The sequence below is a fragment of the uncultured Phenylobacterium sp. genome (assembly GCF_902826855.1).
Lineage (GTDB): Bacteria > Pseudomonadota > Alphaproteobacteria > Caulobacterales > Caulobacteraceae > Phenylobacterium.
The window spans coordinates 15037-35094 of the sequence record NZ_CADEGK010000022.1; the positions used below are offsets into that span (position 1 = coordinate 15037).

Annotated in this window: 14 protein-coding genes and 2 pseudogenes; 7 read left to right on the forward strand and 9 right to left on the reverse strand. The window is 66.1% G+C overall.

Going from position 1 to position 20058, the window contains the following annotated elements; translation table 11 throughout:
- Complete coding sequence (locus QZV94_RS05315) at positions 1-2106, forward strand: 3'-5' exonuclease (protein WP_293676768.1); 2106 nt, start codon at positions 1-3, stop codon at positions 2104-2106.
- A gap of 72 nt (positions 2107-2178) precedes the next feature.
- On the opposite strand, the gene QZV94_RS05320 is transcribed toward QZV94_RS05315, so the two are convergent.
- Together QZV94_RS05320 and QZV94_RS05325 are read right to left on the reverse strand one after the other, a co-directional pair.
- Positions 2179-3333 (reverse strand): UvrD-helicase domain-containing protein, encoded by a 1155-nt coding sequence (locus tag QZV94_RS05320; protein ID WP_293676769.1) that lies wholly within the window; start codon positions 3331-3333, stop codon positions 2179-2181.
- Entirely contained in the window at positions 3330-4964 is a 1635-nt protein-coding gene (locus QZV94_RS05325; protein ID WP_293676770.1) for an AAA family ATPase, read from the reverse strand. Before QZV94_RS05325 ends, QZV94_RS05320 begins: the two co-directional genes overlap by 4 nt.
- A 290-nt stretch (positions 4965-5254) precedes the next feature.
- On the opposite strand from QZV94_RS05325, the gene QZV94_RS05330 reads away from it, so the two are divergent.
- The gene (locus QZV94_RS05330; protein ID WP_293676771.1) at positions 5255-6514 is read left to right on the forward strand and encodes a DNA repair exonuclease; all 1260 of its coding nucleotides are present in this window, start codon (positions 5255-5257) and stop codon (positions 6512-6514) included.
- Positions 6514-10005: a YhaN family protein gene (locus tag QZV94_RS05335; RefSeq protein WP_293676772.1), complete on the forward strand. Its 3492-nt coding sequence runs from the start codon at positions 6514-6516 to the stop codon at positions 10003-10005. The genes QZV94_RS05330 and QZV94_RS05335 overlap by 1 nt, the downstream gene beginning before the upstream one ends.
- Before the next feature lie 412 nt (positions 10006-10417).
- Here QZV94_RS05335 and QZV94_RS05340 read toward each other — a convergent pair whose 3' ends face one another.
- The 4 genes from QZV94_RS05340 to QZV94_RS05355 all read right to left on the reverse strand — a co-directional run bounded on the left by QZV94_RS05340 (position 10418) and on the right by QZV94_RS05355 (position 12733).
- The gene (locus tag QZV94_RS05340) at positions 10418-10861 is read right to left on the reverse strand and encodes a hypothetical protein (protein ID WP_293676773.1); all 444 of its coding nucleotides are present in this window, start codon (positions 10859-10861) and stop codon (positions 10418-10420) included.
- A gap of 6 nt (positions 10862-10867) precedes the next feature.
- A complete protein-coding gene (locus QZV94_RS05345) occupies positions 10868-11149 on the reverse strand; it encodes a type II toxin-antitoxin system RelE/ParE family toxin (RefSeq protein ID WP_293676774.1) in 282 nt (93 codons plus the stop codon).
- Positions 11150-11198: 49 nt separating this feature from the next.
- Positions 11199-11366: a hypothetical protein gene (locus tag QZV94_RS05350; RefSeq protein ID WP_293676775.1), complete on the reverse strand. Its 168-nt coding sequence runs from the start codon at positions 11364-11366 to the stop codon at positions 11199-11201.
- A 263-nt stretch (positions 11367-11629) separates the two neighbouring features.
- Positions 11630-12733 carry an amidohydrolase family protein gene (locus tag QZV94_RS05355; RefSeq protein WP_293676776.1) on the reverse strand — a complete coding sequence of 368 codons (1104 nt, stop codon included), beginning with the start codon at positions 12731-12733 and terminating at the stop codon, positions 11630-11632.
- A gap of 147 nt (positions 12734-12880) precedes the next feature.
- Between QZV94_RS05355 and QZV94_RS05360 the strand changes: the two genes are divergently transcribed.
- From QZV94_RS05360 to QZV94_RS05375, 4 genes and pseudogenes are all read left to right on the forward strand, one after another.
- Positions 12881-13636 carry an enoyl-CoA hydratase/isomerase family protein gene (locus QZV94_RS05360; protein ID WP_293676777.1) on the forward strand — a complete coding sequence of 252 codons (756 nt, stop codon included), beginning with the start codon at positions 12881-12883 and terminating at the stop codon, positions 13634-13636.
- Positions 13637-13645: 9 nt separating this feature from the next.
- On the forward strand, positions 13646-13972 hold the full coding sequence (locus QZV94_RS05365) for a hypothetical protein (RefSeq protein WP_293676778.1): 327 nt from the start codon (positions 13646-13648) through the stop codon (positions 13970-13972).
- An 11-nt stretch (positions 13973-13983) separates the two neighbouring features.
- A complete protein-coding gene (locus QZV94_RS05370; RefSeq protein ID WP_293676779.1) occupies positions 13984-15150 on the forward strand; it encodes an acyl-CoA dehydrogenase family protein in 1167 nt (388 codons plus the stop codon).
- A 2-nt stretch (positions 15151-15152) separates the two neighbouring features.
- Positions 15153-16354: pseudogene (locus tag QZV94_RS05375) on the forward strand (CaiB/BaiF CoA transferase family protein).
- A gap of 291 nt (positions 16355-16645) precedes the next feature.
- Here QZV94_RS05375 and QZV94_RS05380 read toward each other — a convergent pair.
- From QZV94_RS05380 to QZV94_RS05390, 3 genes and pseudogenes are all read right to left on the reverse strand, one after another.
- Positions 16646-17881 carry a cytochrome P450 gene (locus QZV94_RS05380; RefSeq protein ID WP_293676780.1) on the reverse strand — a complete coding sequence of 412 codons (1236 nt, stop codon included), beginning with the start codon at positions 17879-17881 and terminating at the stop codon, positions 16646-16648.
- A 431-nt stretch (positions 17882-18312) separates the two neighbouring features.
- Complete coding sequence (locus QZV94_RS05385) at positions 18313-19581, reverse strand: cytochrome P450 (RefSeq protein WP_293676781.1); 1269 nt, start codon at positions 19579-19581, stop codon at positions 18313-18315.
- 30 nt (positions 19582-19611) lie between these two features.
- Positions 19612-20058: pseudogene (locus QZV94_RS05390) on the reverse strand (cyclopentanone 1,2-monooxygenase); the annotation flags it as partial.

The following is a 20058-nucleotide window of genomic DNA, read 5'->3' on the forward strand; positions in this document are numbered from 1 at the left end:
ATGGACTTCCGCATCGCTGACACCTTCACGGACGCGCTCGCTCGGCTTCCGGCTGCTGAGCAGAAAGCCGTGAAGGTCAGCGTGCTGGACCTACAGCTCGATCCCTCTGCGCCCGGCCTTCAGATGCATCGCATCGACAAGTCGAAGGACCCCAACTTCTGGTCCGCTCGGGTCAACCGCGACCTGCGCCTGGTCCTGCATAAAACTGCCTCCAGCATCCTGGTCGCCTACGTGGATCACCACGACCGCGCCTATGCCTGGGCCGAGCGGCGGCGGATCGAGGCGCATCCGCGGACCGGGGCCGTTCAGATTGTGGAAGTCCGCGAACGAGTGGAGGAGGCGCAGCCCGATCTGGCGCGCCTTTGGACGGAGGCGCCGGTAACGGCGCCCAGCCCCGTAGTTGCGCCCGCGGCGCCGCTATTCGCCAAGCTGGACAACGACGCCCTTCTGGCGGTCGGCGTTCCGGAAGATTGGCTGTTCCCCGTACAGGCCGCGACCGAGACTGGCTTCTTTGAGCTGGCGGAACACTTACCGGCGGAGGCGGCCGAGGCCCTTCTGGACTATGCCGCGACGGGTGTTCTGAGACGGCCGGAGGCTGTGGTTCAGCCCGAGACGCCAGCCGATCCCTTCCGGCATCCGGATGCCCTCCGGCGCTTCCTCACTGTCGAGTCGACGGACGAGTTGCGGGCAGCGCTCGACGCGCCTTGGGACAAATGGTCGGTGTTCCTCCATCCCTCGCAGCGCGCCGTCGTGGAGCGCAGCTACAACGGGCCGGCTCGGGTGGCGGGGTCCGCAGGAACGGGCAAGACCGTCGTCGCCGTCCACCGCGCCTTTCGTCTGATCCGAGACGATCCGACGGCGCGGGTGTTGCTGACCACGTTCTCTGAGCCTCTAGCCGGCAGTCTGCGCGGCAAGCTGGCGGTGCTGGCTGGGCCGGACACTTCGATTGTCCCGCGCATCACGGTCGCTTCGTTCGAGGGGCTGGCTGTCGAACTGTTTCAGCTCGCCTTCGGCCGCAAGCCCCGCGTCGCGACAGCGGACCAGGTTGAAGGCGCCCTTGCCATCGCGGCGCGCGACGCCGGCCTAAAGGGCTTCTCGCAACGGTTCCTGGCGGCGGAGTGGGCCAGCGTCATCGACGCGTGGCGGGTCGGCGACGCCGGCGCCTATGCCGAGGTGCCGAGGCTCGGCCGCAAGAACCGGCTCGGCAGTCGCCAGCGCGAGGCCCTGTGGCCGGTGTTCGAGGCGGCTGGGGGAGCCTTGAACGCGCAAAGCGTGCTGACCTCGGCGGGCGTCTTCCACGCGCTGGCGGACCACTATGCCGCCAAGGCGGACAAGCCATTCACCCACGTCGTCGTCGATGAGGCGCAGGATCTCGGTGTACCGGAACTGCTCCTGCTCTGCGCCATCGCGCCGGAAGGCCAGGACCGGCTGTTCTTCGCCGGGGACCTCGGCCAGCGCATCTTCCAGCAGCCGTTCTCGTGGAAGGCGCTGGGCGCTGATGTGCGCGGCCGGTCCACCACGCTGAAGGTGAACTATCGGACCTCCCAGCAGATCCGCGAGGCGGCCGACCGCCTGCTGCCGAACATGGTGCGCGACGTGGACGGCCGGGAAGAAGAGCGCCGAGGCACGATTTCAGTGTTTGAGGGGCCTTCGCCTGAGATATCCTTGAGCGCGGACGGGCCGGCAGAAGCCGATCGCGTCGCCGACTTTATCCGGGAAGCCATCGCTAGCGGCGTCGCGCCTGCGGAGATCGGCGTCTTCGTGCGCTCGCGCCGTGAGTTACCCCGCGCCCGCGCAGCCGTCGAAGCGGCCGATCAGCAACCGGTCGAACTGTCCGAGCGTCAGATCGACGTGGGCGACCGGATCGCCATCGGGACGATGCATCTGGCCAAAGGTCTGGAATTCAAGGCGGTGGCCGTCATGGCCTGCGACGACGAGGTATTGCCGTCGGCGGAACGCATCGACTCGGTCGTTGAGGAGAGCGATCTCGATGACGTCTATGAGACCGAACGGCATCTTCTTTACGTCGCCTGTACCCGCGCGCGGGACCGGTTGTTAGTCAGCGGCGTGTTGCCTGGTTCAGAATTCCTCGCAGACTTCGCGTAGAGCCGGATCGGCAACTGCCCTGGATCACCGTTTCTGACCCGATCTCGACAGGATCGGGGAGGGTGCCAAGCCTCATGCCGGTGCCGTGCGCTCGTAGAGTGCAAACCCCGTCGGCGGAGGTGCCGCACCCCAATCCATCGCGATGGCCACGCTGTGGCGTGCGCGCGTTATCGCGACGTAGAACTTCGCGCGGCTCTGAGGCTTCAGGTCCGATGCGGGATTGGTCAGCCAGTCCCGCATCGGCTCGGTTGGGAGAATGACTACATGGTCGAAGCCGCGTCCCTTCGACTCTCCGAAATTCATCACCAGGGAGCGGTGATCGACGCCGATGCTGGTGATCTTGTCCCGCAGCTGAATAGGCCGCACGGCGGACAGATAGTGGTCGTAGTCTCCCTTTTGGAGAATGAAGAGTCCCGCGCTCGGCGGCGGCGCCGCCCGGCAGCGGTCGCAATCGCAGGCCTGGCTGGCCGGAAGGGCCGGATACAGGCGCGACGAGACCGCGCAGATGACGGCGCTGTTGCGGTGCGAGCGGTTCAGTGTCGTCTCGTCAATGTCGATCGGGGCCTTCTTCCGAAGCTCGCTGCGCAGGAAGTCGACGATTCCGCCATCGGCGTACTTCTGATGGCGGCGTTCATGGTGCGTCAGGTAGGTAACCTGCCGAGGGTCGCCCACCATTAGTAGACGGGCCGAACTGCAGGCGAGCGCTGTCAGGATATCAAGGTCGTAGCCGGCGAGATCCTGGACCTCGTCGACGAAGATGTTCGGAAACACGCGGCTGATTCGGTCCATCACGGCGCCGCCGCTCCGTTCGGTGCAGCGGATCGCAAGTTTGGGCAGCTTGTCGGAAAAGGCGCGCCGGGATGGGTCGAAATAGTGCTTGTCGATCTCCTCCTCCGGCCAGAAAACCGGCTGACCCAGTCGGGTCCGGTACCTCAGCCCCGACTGGGTCGAAACCAGCACCATGCCGGTGATTGAAAAGTCGAACAGGCTGCCCTGGAATGGCTTCACGCCATGGGTGATCAGAAAGCTGAACCACGTCATGATCACGACGTTGGCCGGGATGTGTCCGACCAGTTCAAAAAACTTCTGACGGATCTCGGCCTCGTTCGATTCCGTGTAAGTCGTGATCAGGACCCGCTCGCCCCTGGTCTTCAACGCCTCCTCGACGAGGTAGGTGGTCTTGCCCGAGCCGGCGGCCGCGACGACGATCTTGTTCGCGCCGATCAAGGCGCGATCGCCTTCTGGATATAGTCGGGGTAGGCGATGACTGTCGCCGAGTTGAAGATGGCCAGGGCGCTGTCGGTTTTGTTGGCCCGCATGTGGATGCGGAGCTGATCCTCCGTCGCCGCCTCCACCCCGAGTATGGCCTTGAGGGTTGTCAGGCCGTTCGCCTTAAGGAGCTTCGGCTCCAGCGTGTTGTAGTTGAAGGCCTTGCCGCTGATCGTAAGGCCACCCGTGTCCACGACCGGATCGAAACAGATCCTGACCAGCTCCGAGTCCTTGTAGGCGGCGTACTTCCGCTCGACAGCGGCGGTGTCCCCGTCGTTGTCCGTCACCACGGCGACAGGGATCTTCAGCACCGTCGCCAGCTCGAGAAAGCGTAGAAACGCGGTGCCGACGGAGATGACGTCGATGCCGTCCTGGATGGGTAAGCGGCCGCCGTTCGCGTCCATATAGGCGCGCTGGACGACGAGCTCGTCGGAGTCTCCCTCCACCAGGATCGCCCTGGTCGCGAGCGCCAGGCGCAAGGTGTCGTAGCCCGCCAGCTTCTTGAAGAAGTCGTTGGCCTGCAATTCGGAGATGCGCGCAACCTCGCCGTCGCGCAGCACGATCAGGTGGTCGAGCCCCAGCTTGTTGGCCACGAAGCTGCTATGCGTGGAGATGATGATCTGCTTTTGCCCGTGCTGGTCGGTCAGGTCGGCGATCAGCTCATTCAGCCGGGCGTGCGACAGGTGATTTTCCGGCTCCTCAAGAAGGATCGCCGTCGCCTCGGCGTTCTTCCTAGCACTCAGCGCCAGCTTCGTTTTGATGACGCACTGCTCGCCCTTGCCGATGTATTGGAAGGGGATCAGGTCGATGTAGGTCATCAAGCTGCTTTCCCAGGCGGTTTGGGACGACAGATCGACTGAGATGCTGACGGCCTTCTGGCTGATCTTCGCCGCCTTGGTGATCCGTTCGTTGATCAGCTTGAGGTTTGGGTCGGCCCCGAAAGCGTCCTTTAGCTTGCGGTGCGCCTGCGAAATCGAGGCCCGTTCGGCCTCCTCAAGCACGTCGCGGATGATCCGGGAGACATAGACGTCCGACCCGTTCTGCAGACGGCTGTTGGAAGAGTCGATTAGGGCGGACTTGATCGGTATGTTGCGAGCGGTAATGCGCTTGCGACCGAAAGACCACATTGGCGTGTGGTAGTATTCGATCGGGATGGAGTTGAGTGCGCCGGCCTTCAGTAGCTCCTCGTAGGGCTCCTTGTAGTTATCTTCGTCGAACTCGATCTTGAAGATGACGCCGCTGGCTTTGACCTTTTCCGAGTTACCGTTGCCCTCCAGCTCAGCCATTTCGCTGGAGGTCCCGGACAGGAACAGCTCGATGGTGATCGCTGGCGGTGGGAGAGGGGAGGCGGTGCCGAGACTCTCGATGTATTTCGTTTGGGCGCCCAGGTTGAAGAGATAGTTCGTCAGATCGTTTTTTAGTGGCCGACCGTGCAGTAGCCCCGTCAACGCCAGATGGACTGCTTCGAGAATCGTCGTCTTTCCGGATTCGTTGCCGCCGACGATGACGTTGAGGCCGTCGTTCAATGAGAGAGAGAAGGTCTCCTCGTAGCACTTGAAGTTGGTGATCTTGACCTTGTCGATCTTCATGAGCGCCCTCGAGGCCCAGTCCCTCGAATGCTGAGGCCACGATTCGAAATATAGCTGAGTTGCGCCCGTTGAGGCGGACTCAAGGTGTCTTCCGCGGCGCTAGGCTAAGGGCCCGGGTCCACGCCGGGGTTCGGCGTGCAGGCATCCGAAGCGGAGCCGTTTCCTTGGCGCTGACCGCGCGGTCCCGGTCCGGCCCTACGTGTCTCCAACGTCGCGCTTGCTGTAGGCTCCTTCTCGTATTCTTGGATGCGCGAACTCCGCGCAGAGACTCGTAAGCGCGATTCGGAGGCATGGCGGCGTTCAAGTTCCTGCACACGGCCGACATCCATCTGGACAGCCCGCTGCGCGGCCTCTCCCGATACGAAGGCGTGCCAGTTGAGCAGGTGCGCCTTGCGACCCGCGCGGCCCTGACGAACCTTGTCGACGTCGCCCTGGAGGAAGCCGTCGCCTTCGTGGTGATCGCAGGCGACCTTTTCGACGGCGCGTGGGATGACTTCAGCACCGGCCTCTACTTCTGCGGGGCGATGCGCCGCCTGAAAGACGCCGGGATCCCGGTCTATATCGCCTACGGCAACCACGACGCGGACTCGCTGCAGACCAAGCGGCTGCCGCTGCCTGACAACGTCCACGTCTTCGGGACCAAGGGACCGGAGACCTTCATCGACGAGGGGACGGGGGTCGCCCTGCACGGACAGAGCTACAAGACGCGTGACCCGGGCGGCGACCTTTCCGCCGCCTATCCGGGGGCCGTAGAGGGCCGGCTGAACATTGGCGTGCTCCACACGGCTCTCGAAGGCGGGCGTCCGCCGCACGCGGCCTACGCGCCGTGCTCGCCCGGCCAGCTGGCTTCGAAGGGCTACGACTACTGGGCGCTCGGCCACGTTCACACCCACGAAGTGGTTTCGACCGACCCCTACATCGTCTTCCCGGGCAACCTGCAGGGCCGGAACATCCGCGAGTGCGGCTCGAAGGGCGCCTCGCTGGTGAGCGTCCAGAACGCGGCCGTGACTAGCGTGGCGTTTGTCGCATGCGACGCGGTCCGGTGGGCCCAAGTGGCCGTGGACGTCGCCGACTGCGCTGCCCTCCATGACATGGAGGCGCGTGCGAGGGACGCCTTGGCCGCGGCGTTTCGCGACGAGGCGGAAGGGCGGCCCATGGTCGTGCGGGTTACGCTGCGGGGGCGGACGGCGCTCCACGGCAAGCTTCTTCAGCGCCTCGGAGTCTTGCGCGAGGACGTCAGGGCGCTCGCGACTGGGATCTCCGACGAACTGTGGGTCGAGAAGGTCGTCCTCGCCACGGAAGTGGTCGCCGCGGCCACAGCCGATTCGCCGGACGTCGACGAGATCGCCGGCCTTTTCGAACAGGGCGTAGCGGATACCCAGTTGCGGGCTGTCCTGGCCGACGACTTCGGCCAGCTCTTCGGGCGGATTCCACCGGAACTGGCAGAGGACAGCGAACTCCTGGCCTCGGCGCGCGCCGAGCAGTTCGACGCCATCCTGCAGGACGCCGCCGCGGGCCTGCGGGCGCGCTTGGGGGAGGGTGCCGGCTGATGCGCTTCTCCGAGCTGCACCTGATCCGCTACGGCCAGTTCGACGGCTGCCGACTCGTCTTCCCGCAGGCCGCGTCCGACCTGCATGTGGTTTACGGCCCCAACGAGGCCGGGAAGTCGACTACCATGTCGGCGATCGCTGACCTCCTGTTCGGCTTCCCGCACGCCGCAGCCTACGACTTCCAGTTCGACAAGACCCTCCTGCGCGTCGGCGGTGTCATCGAGGGCGGCGGGGCAGCGTCGACCTACAGGCGCAAGCGGGGACGGACCGGCACATTGTTGGACGAGGCCGACCAGCCGCTCGACGAGGGCCCGCTTGCAACCCTGCTCGCGGGCCAGTCGCGCGACAGCTTCCACCGCGCCTTCAGCCTCGACCACGAGCGCCTTCGCGAAGGCGGCCAAGCGATCCTCGACGCGAAGGACGACGTCGGCCAAGCGATCTTCGCCGCGGGCTCGGGGCTGCTCAGCGTGACCCGCTTGGCGGAGGCGTTGGAGGAAGAAGCGCGGCAGATCTGGAGCGAACGCTCGAGCGGCACACGCACTTACTACGTGGCGCAGAAGGCGCATGACGAGGCCCGCGCCCGTGTGCGCGACAGCCAGGTGAAGTCGACGCACTGGGCGGACCTCAAGAAGGCGCTCGATGGCCACGACCGGGAGGCGGAGGCGTTGCGGGTGCAACGCGAGGCGATCCAGGTCGAACTGCAGACGACGGAGCGACGCCGGCGCGTCCTGGCCCCGATCGCGCAGCGCGCCCACGCCCTGGCTGAGCTCACCGAAATCGGAGCCGTGCCCGACCTGCCGGTCGACGCGGGCGAGCGGCTCGAGACGGCCGCGCGCCAGATCGCGGAGAGCGAAACGTCCCTGCGGCTGGCCCGCGAGCAGGTCGCGGAGACAACCGCACAGCTCGCGGACCTGACGTTCGATGCCACGCTTCTGGGGCGACGCGATCAAGTGATTGCGCTGCGCGCCGAGCAGGGGGCCGTCGATAAGGCCATCCGCGACACGCCCTCACTTAAGGCCCGGGCCGCAAGCGCGACCGAGCAGCTGGTCCAGCTCCTGCGTCAGGTCGGCTGGGACGCCGCCGCGGCCCGAGAGGTTCAGGTCCGGCTTCCGGGACGCCCGCAACTCGGCGAACTTCGAGACCTGCTCGAAGAGCATCGGGGGCTCGAAACCCAGCTTGAGGTGACGGCGGAAGAGGTGCGCGTCCAGTCAGAGGCGGGTGTGGACATGGCTCGGAAGCTCGCGGCCTTGCCGGCGGCCGCGGGCGGGGCGGGCTTGGCCGCGGTGGTCCATGGCGTCCGGGCCCAGGGCGACCTGGAGGGAGCGGTTCGCAGCGCGCAGCAGCGCCACGAGAAGGCCCGGCGCGCGCTCGACGCCGGGCTCGCGACGCTGGCGCCCTGGCGGGGTTCCGAGCTGGAGTTGGCGGACCTGCCGCTGGTTTCAGAGACCGAGGCCTATGCCCTGGGGCAGGGCCTTGGCGTCGCCGAGGAGGATCTCGACAAGGCCGAGGCTGGCATGGTCGACCTTGGCGATCGCCGCCGCCAGATCGCCTTGCGGCGCGAGCAGTTGGTTCGCGACCAACAGGGAATATCCCCCGAGATGCTCCGGGACGTCCGGGACGTCCGGGACGCCACGTGGCGCCAGCTCGCGGCCCATCTGGCCGGGCAGAGCGAGGGCGACGTCACCGAGGCTCGGCACCGGTTTTCCCAAGAACTTCGCGAAGCCGACGGCCTGGCGGACCGGCGCTTCGACGCCGCGGAGACCTGGGCGCGCCTCGTCTCTCTCGACCACGAGCTGGAGCAGCTCGACCTCGAGATCGAACTGGCAAGCGCGCGCCGCGACACGGCCCAGGCGGCATTGGCCGCTGCCCGGGTGGGCTGGGCGGCCGCCACGCGCAACATCGGGGGGGCCATCTCTCCCGAGGGCCTGAAGGGCTGGCGGACGAGCCGGCTGCGGGTCCTGGAGCTGGCGGAGACGGAACGCACCGAAGCCCTGGAAGCCGAGCGCGCCGCGCGGAGACTCGAGGAGGCCCGCGGACAGCTCGCCAAGGCCCTCCCGCCGGGGGCCATCGATACGGCGCCGGGCGTGACCCTCGCCGCCCTCATGCAAGCCGGCGAGAGCCTCGAGGTCGAGGCGCGGGAACGGACGGAGCAACGCCGCAGGCTGGAGCTGCTGCATGGCGCCGCTGACGACGCGCGTCAGCGCGCCGAGGCGAAGGCGGCCGATGCGAACCGTCGTCTGGGCGGGTGGAACGAGCGCTGGGCCAAGGCCGTGGCGGCCGTCGGACTCGAGGGCTCGCTGGCCGTCCTGCGTGGACGGCTCGACCTCATGGACGACATCCGCACCGCGACCGAGGCGATCCTGGGGTTCGAGGGGCGAGTGCACGATATCGCCCTGGACGTTGAGGCCTTTGCGGCGCGTGTGCGAGGCCTCGCCAGCGACTTCGAGATCACCGCTGCGGGCGCCGATCCGTCGGCGCTCCTGGGCGCGATCGAGCAGCGGCTAGCCACCATCGCCACCCTGACGGAACGCGCCGAGGGCCTGCGGAAGCAGCTGAGGGACGCCGAGGCCCGGGAGGCGGATGCGCAGGCGCAGGGCGACCTGGCCCGCGCCGCGCTGTCACCGCTGCTGGCGGCGGCCGGGACCATCGACCAGGAACAGCTGGCGGAAGCGATCCGCAGGTCCGAGACCGCGAAGGCGCTGAAAGCGCAGGCCAACGATCAGACGCGCGCGATCCTCGACGCCGGGGATGGCCTGGGCCTCGACGCGCTGCTGGCCGAGGCCGCCGGCGGCGACGCCGCGGAGTTGGCCGCGAAGAGCGAGGGCCTGCAGGCCCAGCTGCGGGCCGTGTCGGACGAGGCCACGACCTTGGCCAGCTTGCGCACAGAGGCCCTAGTGCGGTTCCGCCAGGCCGACGATCGCCCCGACGCCGCCATCGCAGCGGCCGACCAGGCCCAGGCCCGGGCCGAGATGGGAGCGCAGGCGGAGGCCTATGTGCGCAAGCGCGCTGAGGCGGCGCTGCTGCGCTGGACCGTCGAGCGCTACCGGGCGGAGAAGCAGGCACCCCTGCTAAAGCGCGCCTCGGCGATCTTCTCGGAGCTGACCCTCGGTCGATACCAGTCGCTCGGCGTGAGTGCCGAGGATGGCCGCCCGAGGCTGATCGGCATCCTGTCCGACGGCGCTACGGTAGTGCCCGTCGAGGTCATGAGCGAAGGAACGATCGACCAACTCTTCCTGTCGCTTCGCATCGCCGCCGTGGAGGAGAGCGTCGCCGGTGGCGTCAGGCTTCCCTTCCTCGCCGACGACCTCTTCACGACCTACGACGACGAGCGGTCCGCGGCCGGCTTCCGGGTGCTATCGAAGCTCGCCGAGCAGACCCAGGTGTTGTTCTTCACTCACCACGAGCATCTGGCCGAGCTGGCGCGCGATGTCCTGACGCCGACGCGTGTCTCGACCTGCCGGCTCGGCGAGTTGTCGATGGAGGCCGCCTGACTACCGCCCGCGGCCCGCCGCATCGACCAATAGCGCGCGGTGCCAGTCGGCATTGGGCATCATCTGTCGACGAGCTGGGATCGCTTGGCGGTCGACCTTCCTGACGACGCAGCCTTGATCTATGCGGCCGACTGAAGCCGTAGGGAAGGACCCTAGAGTCGTTCGATTATCGCTGCATTGCTGTCGATGTCGGCCGCCATTCGGAGAGCGGTCTCGGCTTGGCCTCCGAGTTGGAAACAAAGGCCCGCGTCGTCTACGGCCTTGATGAGAACTGCGCAGCCGCCGGCGGCTGCACTTCTGAGTTCGGAGGCGAGGACGCGAGCTGAGGGTGGGGAGAACGCGTAGATGGCCTCGCAGCTTCGGTCTACGAGCACGACTTCGCGAGTGACGGGATCGTGGGCAACACCGATGGTCATTTCGGCCTGGCCTCGGACAGTTCGGCGGCGGCCCGCAGGGTAACCTGCAAAGCTAAGAGCGCCGACTCAGCGCTTGGCGGGGCCAAGCGAAACAAGGTCGGGTAGCGGTAGCTCTGTCCGTGATGACCGTGTGAGAGCGCGTTTACGACGCCTTCGACAGTTGGCGCGGAGTCTCCCAGCGAAAGCCCCTTGTCGAGTGCAAGTCGAAGGCAGAATGACAGGTCGTGCCCGAGGGCCATCAGGTGTTCGTCGTCGCAGTGACCCCGGGCGATGACCCCTTTGAGACAGAGTTCGAAAGCGTGCGCGACGATGTGGAAGTAGGGGGCTGGGCTTTGCGCCGCGCCGCCGTTTTCGAAGAGAAGTGTTGCTGCACGCTCGTAGGCCGCAGCGAGGCCCAAATAGCGAGACGTTCGTGAGGATACTTCCGGCGCCATGTTCACGCGAACCTAGAGCTGGGCCCCGTGCTTGATCCGGATGATTTGTACCGCGTCAGCCGTGACGCGGTAGCGGATCAAATAGGGGCGGACGATAACTAGCTCTCGGACTTGGCCGCCAGCTGACCGCCCGCGCCGCGGCTCGGTTGCCAGGCTTTCCGCCGTTGCGACGAGCGTCGATGCGAGCCGAACGGCGGCCATTGGCGCGTGCTGGCTCACGTAAGCCCGGATCGCTTCCAAGTCTCGGCGCGAGCGGGGGGACCATTCGATGTGCAGGACAGGGGGCTTTGTCATGCCCACATCTTTCCGTCACGACCTGGCGGGCGGGAGACCGTTTGGATAGCTATTCAGCGGGTTCGCCGGGACCCGGGCGCTTACCCCAGGTTTCGAGCCAGGCCTTCATAGACGCGTGGTCGATGACCTTCCCCGCGTCCAGCTCGGCAATTCCTTCGGCGTCGGCCGCCTGATCAGCGGCCGAGTCATCCTCAAAGATTGGCTGCAGCTTGCCCATGACCAGACTCTAACGCACTCCGGCCGCCGAGGGTAGCCGGGGGACAAGAACCGCTCGACGTCGCTCAGCGTGCAGCTGCGCCAGACGCCTCGGCGTGAGGCCGAATGGACTCGCCTAATGTATGTTATGCGAAAATATGATACCTAGTACGATGAATTAATGTCGGATTGCGAAATAGCTGCGACTGACCTCGCTGCATGGGGTTCAGGCCAAAACCAGTTGCGACTATTCGATCCGACGTTCGGAAGCCGGCCAAGCCATCATCAGACGGCGATCCCGTACAGTTCCGCCACGTTGTCGTGGCAGATCCAGTTCCGCTCCTGCTCGCTCAGGTCCTTGGTGTGCTCTTCGAGCATGCTCTGCGACAAGGGCCAGGTCGAATCCGAGTGTGGGAAGTCGTTCGCCCACATCAATCGACGGACATTGCACATGTCCTTCATCCTGAAGGCCACCCAGTCGTCCTGGAAGGTTACGTAGATGTTTTCCCTGAAATACTCGCTCGGCAGGCGTGCGAGCGGTGGGGCCTTCATCCAATAGCGATGGCGTTTGTAGGCGTGGTCCATGCGATACATGTAGTGCGGAACCCAGCCGGCATCCGCCTCGACGCACACGACCCTGAGACCGGGGAAGCGGTCAAAGACCCCGCCGAATATGAACGTCCCCATCACGTCCTGGCAGCCGCGGATGATGGACAGGAAACTGTTGATCCGCGGGCCGCGCGTCTGGCCGCCGATGCTGTCCGACTTGCCGGTCAGGATATGGAACGACAACGGCATGTCGCATTCGACAGCGGCGGCCCAGACCTTGTCGTAGACACCGGAGTCGTAGTCCTCGACGGCGGGGTTGCCGGGCATCATCACGCCTCTGAAGCCCATCTCCTTTGCGCGAAGGATTTCCGCGACGCCGTCCTCCGGCGTGCGCATGGAAACCTGCGCCAGACCGTAGAGCCGGTCGGGAGCCTCACCGCAGTACTCCTGCAGCCATCGATTGTAGGCCTCGAAGCAGGCCTTCTTGAAATCGAAGTCGGGATGATTGCAGAGCATCATCCCGACGGTGGGATAGATAAACTCGGCGGCGACACCGTCCCGTTCCTGATCCGCCACGCGGAACTTGGCGTCCCAGCCGCTTCTCCACAGATCTTCGAAGGCCACGCCATGCGTCGTGATCTGCGACGGGTCCTTGCCCGCGGCGGCAACCAGGCCCATCGGAATCGGCGAGGCCAATCCTTCGATGACGAAGACATCGCCGATCTTGTCCACCCGCTCCATCCGCGGCGCGCGGTCGCGGAACTTCGGGTCGATGTAGTCCACGTAGCAGTGCGGAGGCTCGGTGATGTGCGAGTCCGCCGATATGGGCTTCTTGATCATCTTCCACCCCCCGTCGCTACAAAAGCGCGTCACGAATGGGACTACCCAGTCCGGCCACCTTGTAGCAGATATATGTTATTGCGAAGCAGCTATGTGCGAATTCGTGAAATGGCAGCCCGTGTGGCCTCTGGTGATCGGCAGGACGTGATGGCGAAGATCAAGGTGGCCGGCCAGGGCGGGGTTCGTGAAGTGACGCTGGCGCGGAGCGAGAAGCGCAATGCCCTGGACGCCGAGATGTTGGCGGCCCTGACCGAGGCGTTTTCCGGCACGCCGGACCCGGCCGAGCGGGTGACGGTGGTCCGCGCCGAGGGGCCGGTCTTTTGCTCGGGTCTGGATTTACGCGAGCGCGGCGGCGGGACGATCGGCTCGTCGGCCATCGAGACCATGCTGCATGCCATCGAGCTCTATCCCTTGCCGGTTGTGGCGGTGGTGCAGGGCGACGCTATCGCCGGCGGCAACGAACTGGCGCTGCACTGTGACTTCGTGGTGGCCAGCGAGACCGCGCGGTTCGGCATGTCGCTCGCCAAGATCGGGCTCGCGCCATCCTGGTTCCTGGCGAAGAAGCTGCTAGAGGTCGCCGGTCCCGTCGGCGCGCGCGAGATGCTGCTCCTGGGCGATCCGATTCCTGCGCGACGGATGGCGGAGATGGGCTTGATCCACCGCGCGGTGGCGCCGGCGGGGCTTGAAAGCGCTGCGCGCGCCGCGATCGATCGCCTGGCCGGCAACGCGCCACTTTCGCTGCGGGCGATGAAGGCGCTGATGGTGCGGGCCATGACCTACCGCGACGCCATCAGCCACACCGACATCGACGCCCTGGTGGCCGCGGCGTCGGCCAGCGCCGATGCGCGCGAAGGCATAGCCGCCATGCTCGAACGGCGCCCGCCGCGCTTCGAGGGTCGCTAGATGGCCGGGGTGCGGCTGGACAAGCCCTGGCAGGATCTCACTGCCGAGGCCGTCGGACGGCTGGCCGGCGAACTGGGTGTCTACCATCTGGGCGACACAGAGGGCCGCATGTTGCGGATCGGCTACGCGGGCGGGCGCACCTTGTTCGGTCTGCGGAGTGAACTGGCGGCCGCGCTGGCGAGGGGGGAAGCCGCGCGGTTCCGCACCGAAGTCACCGCGCAGTATCTCAGCCGCTATGAGGAGCTGCTGATGGTCCATGTCGCCGATCACGGGCGCCTTCCGCCCGGCAACGCCGCCGACGGGCGCCGTCGGCTCGGCCGGCTGAGCCCGGGTTGAAGGAGACCGCCATGGACTTCGACATGACCCACGAGCAGTCCCTGATCGTCGAGCAGGTGCGACGCTTCGTGCGCGAGGAGATCGTGCCCCTGGAGGCCAAGCTCGATCCCGACGCCTCGCGCCTCGAGCCGGAGGACCAGGCCCGTCTCGTGTCCATGACCCGGGCGATGGGGCTCTACGGCCTGGGCATCCCGCCCGAGTTCGGCGGTCCGGACATCGACATCGTCACCCAGACCCTGATCGCCATGGAGACCTCGCAGCATCGCGCCGGGCTCTATTCGCCCTGCTTCGGGGCGTTCGGCGGCGCGGGCCTCGCCCAGCTCTACGAGGCCAATGACGACCAGAAGGACCGCTATCTCTATCCGGTGCTGCGCGGCGAGAAGCGCGGGTTCTTCGGCCTCACCGAGCCGTCTGGCGGCTCGGACCCGGCGCGGGCGATCCGAACCAAGGCGGTCCGCGACGGCGACGACTGGGTGATCACGGGGTCGAAGATCTTCATCTCCGGCGCCGACGTAGCTGATTTTGGCATCGTCTTCGCCCGCACCGACGCCGACAAGGGCCGTGGCGGCGTCACCTGTTTCATCATCGACGCCGACACTCCGGGATTCCACGTTCGCCGGGTGGTCCATACGCTCAGATCCGGCCACTACGGCACCGAGCTGCAGTTCGAGGGCGCGCGTGTGCCGCATGCCAATGTGCTGGGCGAGGTGAACCGCGGCTTCGCCATCGCCAACGACCGGCTGACGCGCCAGCGAATCCCCTATGCGGCCGGTTGCATCGGCGTGGCCATCCGCGCCCAGGAGATGAGCATCGAATACGCCAAGCAACGCGAGACCTTTGGCGCGACCCTCTCCACACGCCAGGCGATCCAGTGGATGGTGGTGGACAACGACATCGACATCCGCACCGCGCGCTGGGCGACGCTGGCGGCCGCCTGCAAGGCGCAGCGGAGCGAGCCGTTCCGCGCCGAGGCGGCCATGGCCAAGCTGCTGGCCTCGGAAGGCGCCAGCCGCGTCGTCGACCGGGCGATCCAGATCCATGGCGGCTATGGCGTGACAAAGGATTTCCCGCTGGAGCGCTGGTACCGCGAGATGCGCATCCGCCGCATCGGCGAGGGGCCCAGCGAGGTGCAGCGCATCGTCATGGCGCGCGAGCTGTTCAACCAGGCGCTCTACTAGGCATGGCGGGCCGTCCTCCTCCCCTGGCGGGTGTCACGGTCATCGACCTGGGACAAGTCTATCAGGGCCCCTATGCGGGCCTGTTGCTGGCCAAGGCCGGCGCCAATGTCATCAAGGTGGAGCCGCCGCGCGGCGAGCCGTTGCGCGCCCGCGAGGCGCTGGGCGGCGGCGCGTCGCTGCCGTTGGCGATGCTCAACTCCAACAAGCGCGGCATCACCCTTAATCTGAAGGACCCCCGCGGGGTCGAGCTGATGCGGGGTTTGGCGCGCAAGACCGATGTACTGCTGGAGAACTTCGCGCCCGGGGTGATGGACAAGCTGGGCGTCGGGCCCGCGGTGCTGATGGCCGACAACCCCCGCCTGATCTACGCTCGGCCACCGGCTACGGCCTGTCCGGCCCCGAGCGCGACAATCTCGCCATGGACATCACCATTCAGGCCGCGTCCGGCGCCATCGCGGTCACCGGTTTCGCCGACGGGCCGCCCGTCAAAGCGGGGCCGGCGATCGCCGACTTCCTTTCCGGAACCCACCTCTACGGCGCCATCCTCACCGCGCTATATGACCGGGAGCGGACGGGCCTAGGTCGGCTGGTGGAGGTGGCGATGATCGAGGCCATGTTCCCGACCCTGGCCTCAAGCCTGGGCATGCTGCACAGCAACCGGGACAATCCCCTCGGCCGGACAGGGAACCGCCACAGCGGCCTCGCCGTCTCGCCCTACAACGTCTATGCCTGTCAGGACGGCTGGTTCGCCATCATCTGCAACAGTGGCGAGCACTGGGCCAATCTCTGCGCGGCCATGGGCCGGCCTGAACTCACGGCCGATCCGCGTTTTGCCCGCAACAGCGACCGGGTGCAGAACATGGCCGCCACTGACGCGGCGGTCGAGGCCTGGGCCGGCGGCTTGACCCGGCGGGAGATCTTCGAGGCGACGGGCGCTCACCGCGTTCCCTCCGCGCCGGTCCGCGAGCTGACCGAGGTGCTGGACAACGCCCACATGCGCGGCCGCGGCATGATCGAGCAGATCGACCATCCGAGTCTGGGCCATATCGCCGTCCCCGGCAGCCCCATGCGCTACCACGGCACCCTCCAGGCGCCGGCCACGCCCAGCGCCGCCCTCGGCCAGGACAACGTCCAGGTCTATGGGGAACTCCTCGGGCTGGGGGCCGAGGAGGTGGAGGTGCTCCAGCGCGAGGGCGTGATCTAGATCTTCTCTTGAGCGGACGACCGTCGAGGGAAAAGCTTCGATGTTACCCTTCGGCGGGCCGAACCCGCCAGGTCCGGAGAAGGTGCTCCCAGGTCAACGACGCCTTGTCCCGGGGTCGGACGCTCGAGGCTGCGATATGGGTTCTACCAATCTACGGCAACCTGCTCCGACGCCGTTTCGGGCGGTGCGCTCTAGGCGCACAGTCCCGGATTTGGGCGTTGTAGGATTATCGCCATGACCGTTCGGCGCGGATCGAACCGTTGAACGCCGCCCGGCAATGACCGTGGGTCCCTAACGCGCACTCACCCTGAGATGCTGCAGGCCGCGGAAGAACGGCAGCGTGCGCCACGCCGGGGCCTCTTCGGGATCGCTGAGGCGAAGGTCCGGGAACCGATTGAACAGGCGCAGGATGGCGACCTGCGCCTCCATGCGGGCCAGCGGCGCGCCGATGCAGATGTGGGCGCCGCCGCCGAAGGCGAGGTGGGGATGGTGCTTTCGGCTCACGTCGAAGCGGTGCGGATCCAAGAACATCTCCGGATCACGGTTGGCCCCGCGCAATGACACGAGCATCGATTGGCTGGCTTTGATCGGACAGCCGCCGACTTCGATGTCCCTCGAGGCGATCCGGCTGGTTATGTCGACAGGGGGGTCGTACCGAAGCGCCTCCTCAACGACCGCATTGATGATCCCGGGATCGGCCCGAAGCTTGGCCAACTCTTCCGGGTGGGTCAGCAGCAGGCGTACTGCGTTGCCGATCAGATCCGTTGTCGTGAGGTTGCCGCCCACCAGCAGCGCCGAAAGGTTTATGCGAAGTTCGGCGTCGCTGACCGGCAGACCTTCGGCCTGAAGCCGGGTCATGTCGCTGAACAGGTCATCCTGCGGGTGCTTCCGACGCTGGGCGAGCATCTCGGTGAAGTAGTCGGTGAGCGCCGGTCGGGCCCGTTCCAGATGCTCGGTCTGAGCGGCCGTCCGGAAGGGATTGAGGCCCTGAATGACCCCCTCTGACCAGTCCCGAAACTCGCTCAGTCGTTCATGATCCACGCCGAGAATCGCGGCGATAACATCGATCGGGATCGGCACGCAGAATTCCGGCATCAGGTCGAAAGTCGGCTCATGAGCCAGGCGGTCCAGGGCGACATCGACGATGCGCTCCACGTTCGGCCGCCCCTTCGCCACCCGGGCATAGAGCGCGCGAGCCAAGGGCTGGCGGATGCGGGCATGGTCGGGGTTGTCGAGACTGAGGATGCTGGTGGTCTCGCCGCGCGTCTCGCCAGGGACCGCGTTCTCCAGCATCCGGCGCTGGAAGACGGCCGCCTCTTCGGCGCGAAGCGGGTCTCGCCACATTTCAAGGTCTGAGACGGTCGCACGGACATCGGCGTAACGCGTCAGAAAGTAGGTCCCCGCCGTCTCCTCGCGGTAGACCGGGCATTCCGATCTCAGGTTGTCGAGCACCTGATGTGGATCGTCCCGAAACTTCGCGTCCATCGGCGTGAGTTCGAAGATGTTGGGCAGCCGGTCAGCGGTCATGTGTCTGCGTCTCCAGGGCGAGGTGTTCGAGGAAGTCCGGAACCGCGCGCGGGCCGCCCAAAGCGGTCGGCGACGAGGTCAAGGCCATCGGCTGTCATGAACGCGACCCTGCGTGGCTCGGTCACCGATATCTCCCACCCTAACGACGCAGTCACGGCGCCGGCCCCACCACACCAGCCGGCCGAACGGGCAGAAGGCCCAACGATCGACTCCCGTTGCGGCGCCAGCCACCTTAGCAGGTTTATGGCGAGAACTAATACATATGTGTTGTATATTTCGATGAGCGACGCCCTGAAGATCGAGCGAAACGGCCAAACGATGGAGCCTTCAGGAGAGGCTGAGGACCCGTTGGGAAATGCGCCGGCTCGAGTGGTTCTCCCTCGGCCTGCGTCTCAATTCTCTGACCCCCACCTTCGGCCGCCAGGGCATGCTCAATGACGGCGCGGAATCATCACAGGCATCGAGGCGTATCCGCGGATCAGCACAGACGGCACACGGCGGGGCTCCTCGACGACCCGGATTTCCGGGAACCGCGGCAGGATTTCCTCCCAAAGAATCCGAAGCTGCAACTCGGCCAGGCGATTGCCCACGCAGCGATGGATGCCGAAGCCGAACGACAGGTGATTACGAGGCCGCTCCCGGTCGATGATGTAGGCCTCAGGATTGTCGATCGCCTCTTCATCGCGGTTGCCGGAGGCGTACCAGATCAGCACCTTGTCGCCCTTCCTGATGAGCTTTCCGCCCAGTTCGAAATCCCGCGTGGCGGTGCGCCGCATGTTGGAGAGTGGCGTTTGCCAGCGGATCGTCTCGGAGACCATGGAGGGGATCAGGTCCGGGTTCGCCTGCAGCTTGCGGAGCTGGTCGGGGTTCTGGTTCATCGCCAGGATCGACCCCGTCATGGTGTTGCGTGTGGTGTCATTGCCGCCGACGATCAGCAGCAGCAGGTTCCCGAGGTACTCCATCCGGTCCATGTTGCGGGTGGCTTCGCCGTGGGCGAGCATGGAGATCAGATCGCCCTTTGGCGGGGCGTTCACGCGCTCGTTCCAGAGCCGCGTGAAATAGTCGACGCAGGCGAACAGTTCCATCCTTCGTTCGGTCTCGGGATCGTCCGTGACAAGTAGCCCGGACTCAGGACCCGAAGTGGCGATGTCCGACCAGCGGGTCAGCTTGCGCCGGTCGTCCCACGGGAAATCGAACAGTGTGGCCAGCATCTGGGTCGTCAATTCAATGGAGACCTTGTCCACCCAATCGAACGGCTCGCCGATCGGCAGGCTATCCAGCGTGTTCTGGATGCGGCTGCGGATCAACGGCTCCATCAGGTGGAGGTTTGCCGGCGATACGATCGGGCTGACGGTCTTGCGCTGGATGTCATGCTTAGGCGGATCCATGGCGATGAACATCGGAAGCGTGAAGTCTTCCTTGGGGTCGAAGATGGTGATCGAAGGCTCGGACGAGAACACCTCGTGGTTGATGTCGACCGCCATGATGTCGGCGTATCGGGTGATCGACCAGAACGCGCCGTCCGGATGGTGATGGGCCGGATGGAGATGAACCGGATCCTCCTTGCGCAGACGCTCCAGGTACGGCCAAACCGTATCGGTTCGCCACAGCTCGGTGTCGGCGAGATTGATGTCGTCCAGCGGCATGGCGTAGGCCTTTGCGCGGGCTTCGGCCTTGAGGTCGATCGAACCGTCGCTCATCGAAGTCTCCTTGGCTTAGTCATCCGTGATTTAGGCCGGCGCCAGCGTTCCCGCGCAGCTGAGGGCGAACCCCGCATAGCCGCTTGCGGCGCTGGCCTGGCACATCTGTAAATATAGCGGCACGCCGCCAGGATAGTTAAGTAATTCCCGTGGTTTACCAGGTATGTTGGCGCCCATGTACCAGGAATCCGCGAGCGGAAAGAGCGTCATGGCGCCGATCGCCTCCACGTGGTCCTTCCAGGTCTTTTCGGCGGCGGTGGTCGCCTCGAACCGGCTGACGCCCGCGTCGCGCATGTGCCTCAGGCAGTCGACCACCCAGTCGCCCTGCAGCTCCGCGCAGGTTGGGCCGTTGCAGAACCCCGAGGGGCTCTGCGGCCCGTAGAGGAACAGCAGGTTGGGGAAGCCGGCGCTGGCCATACCCAGGTGGGTGCTCACGCCTTGCGCCCACTTCTCCTTGAGCGTGAGACCCTCCACGCC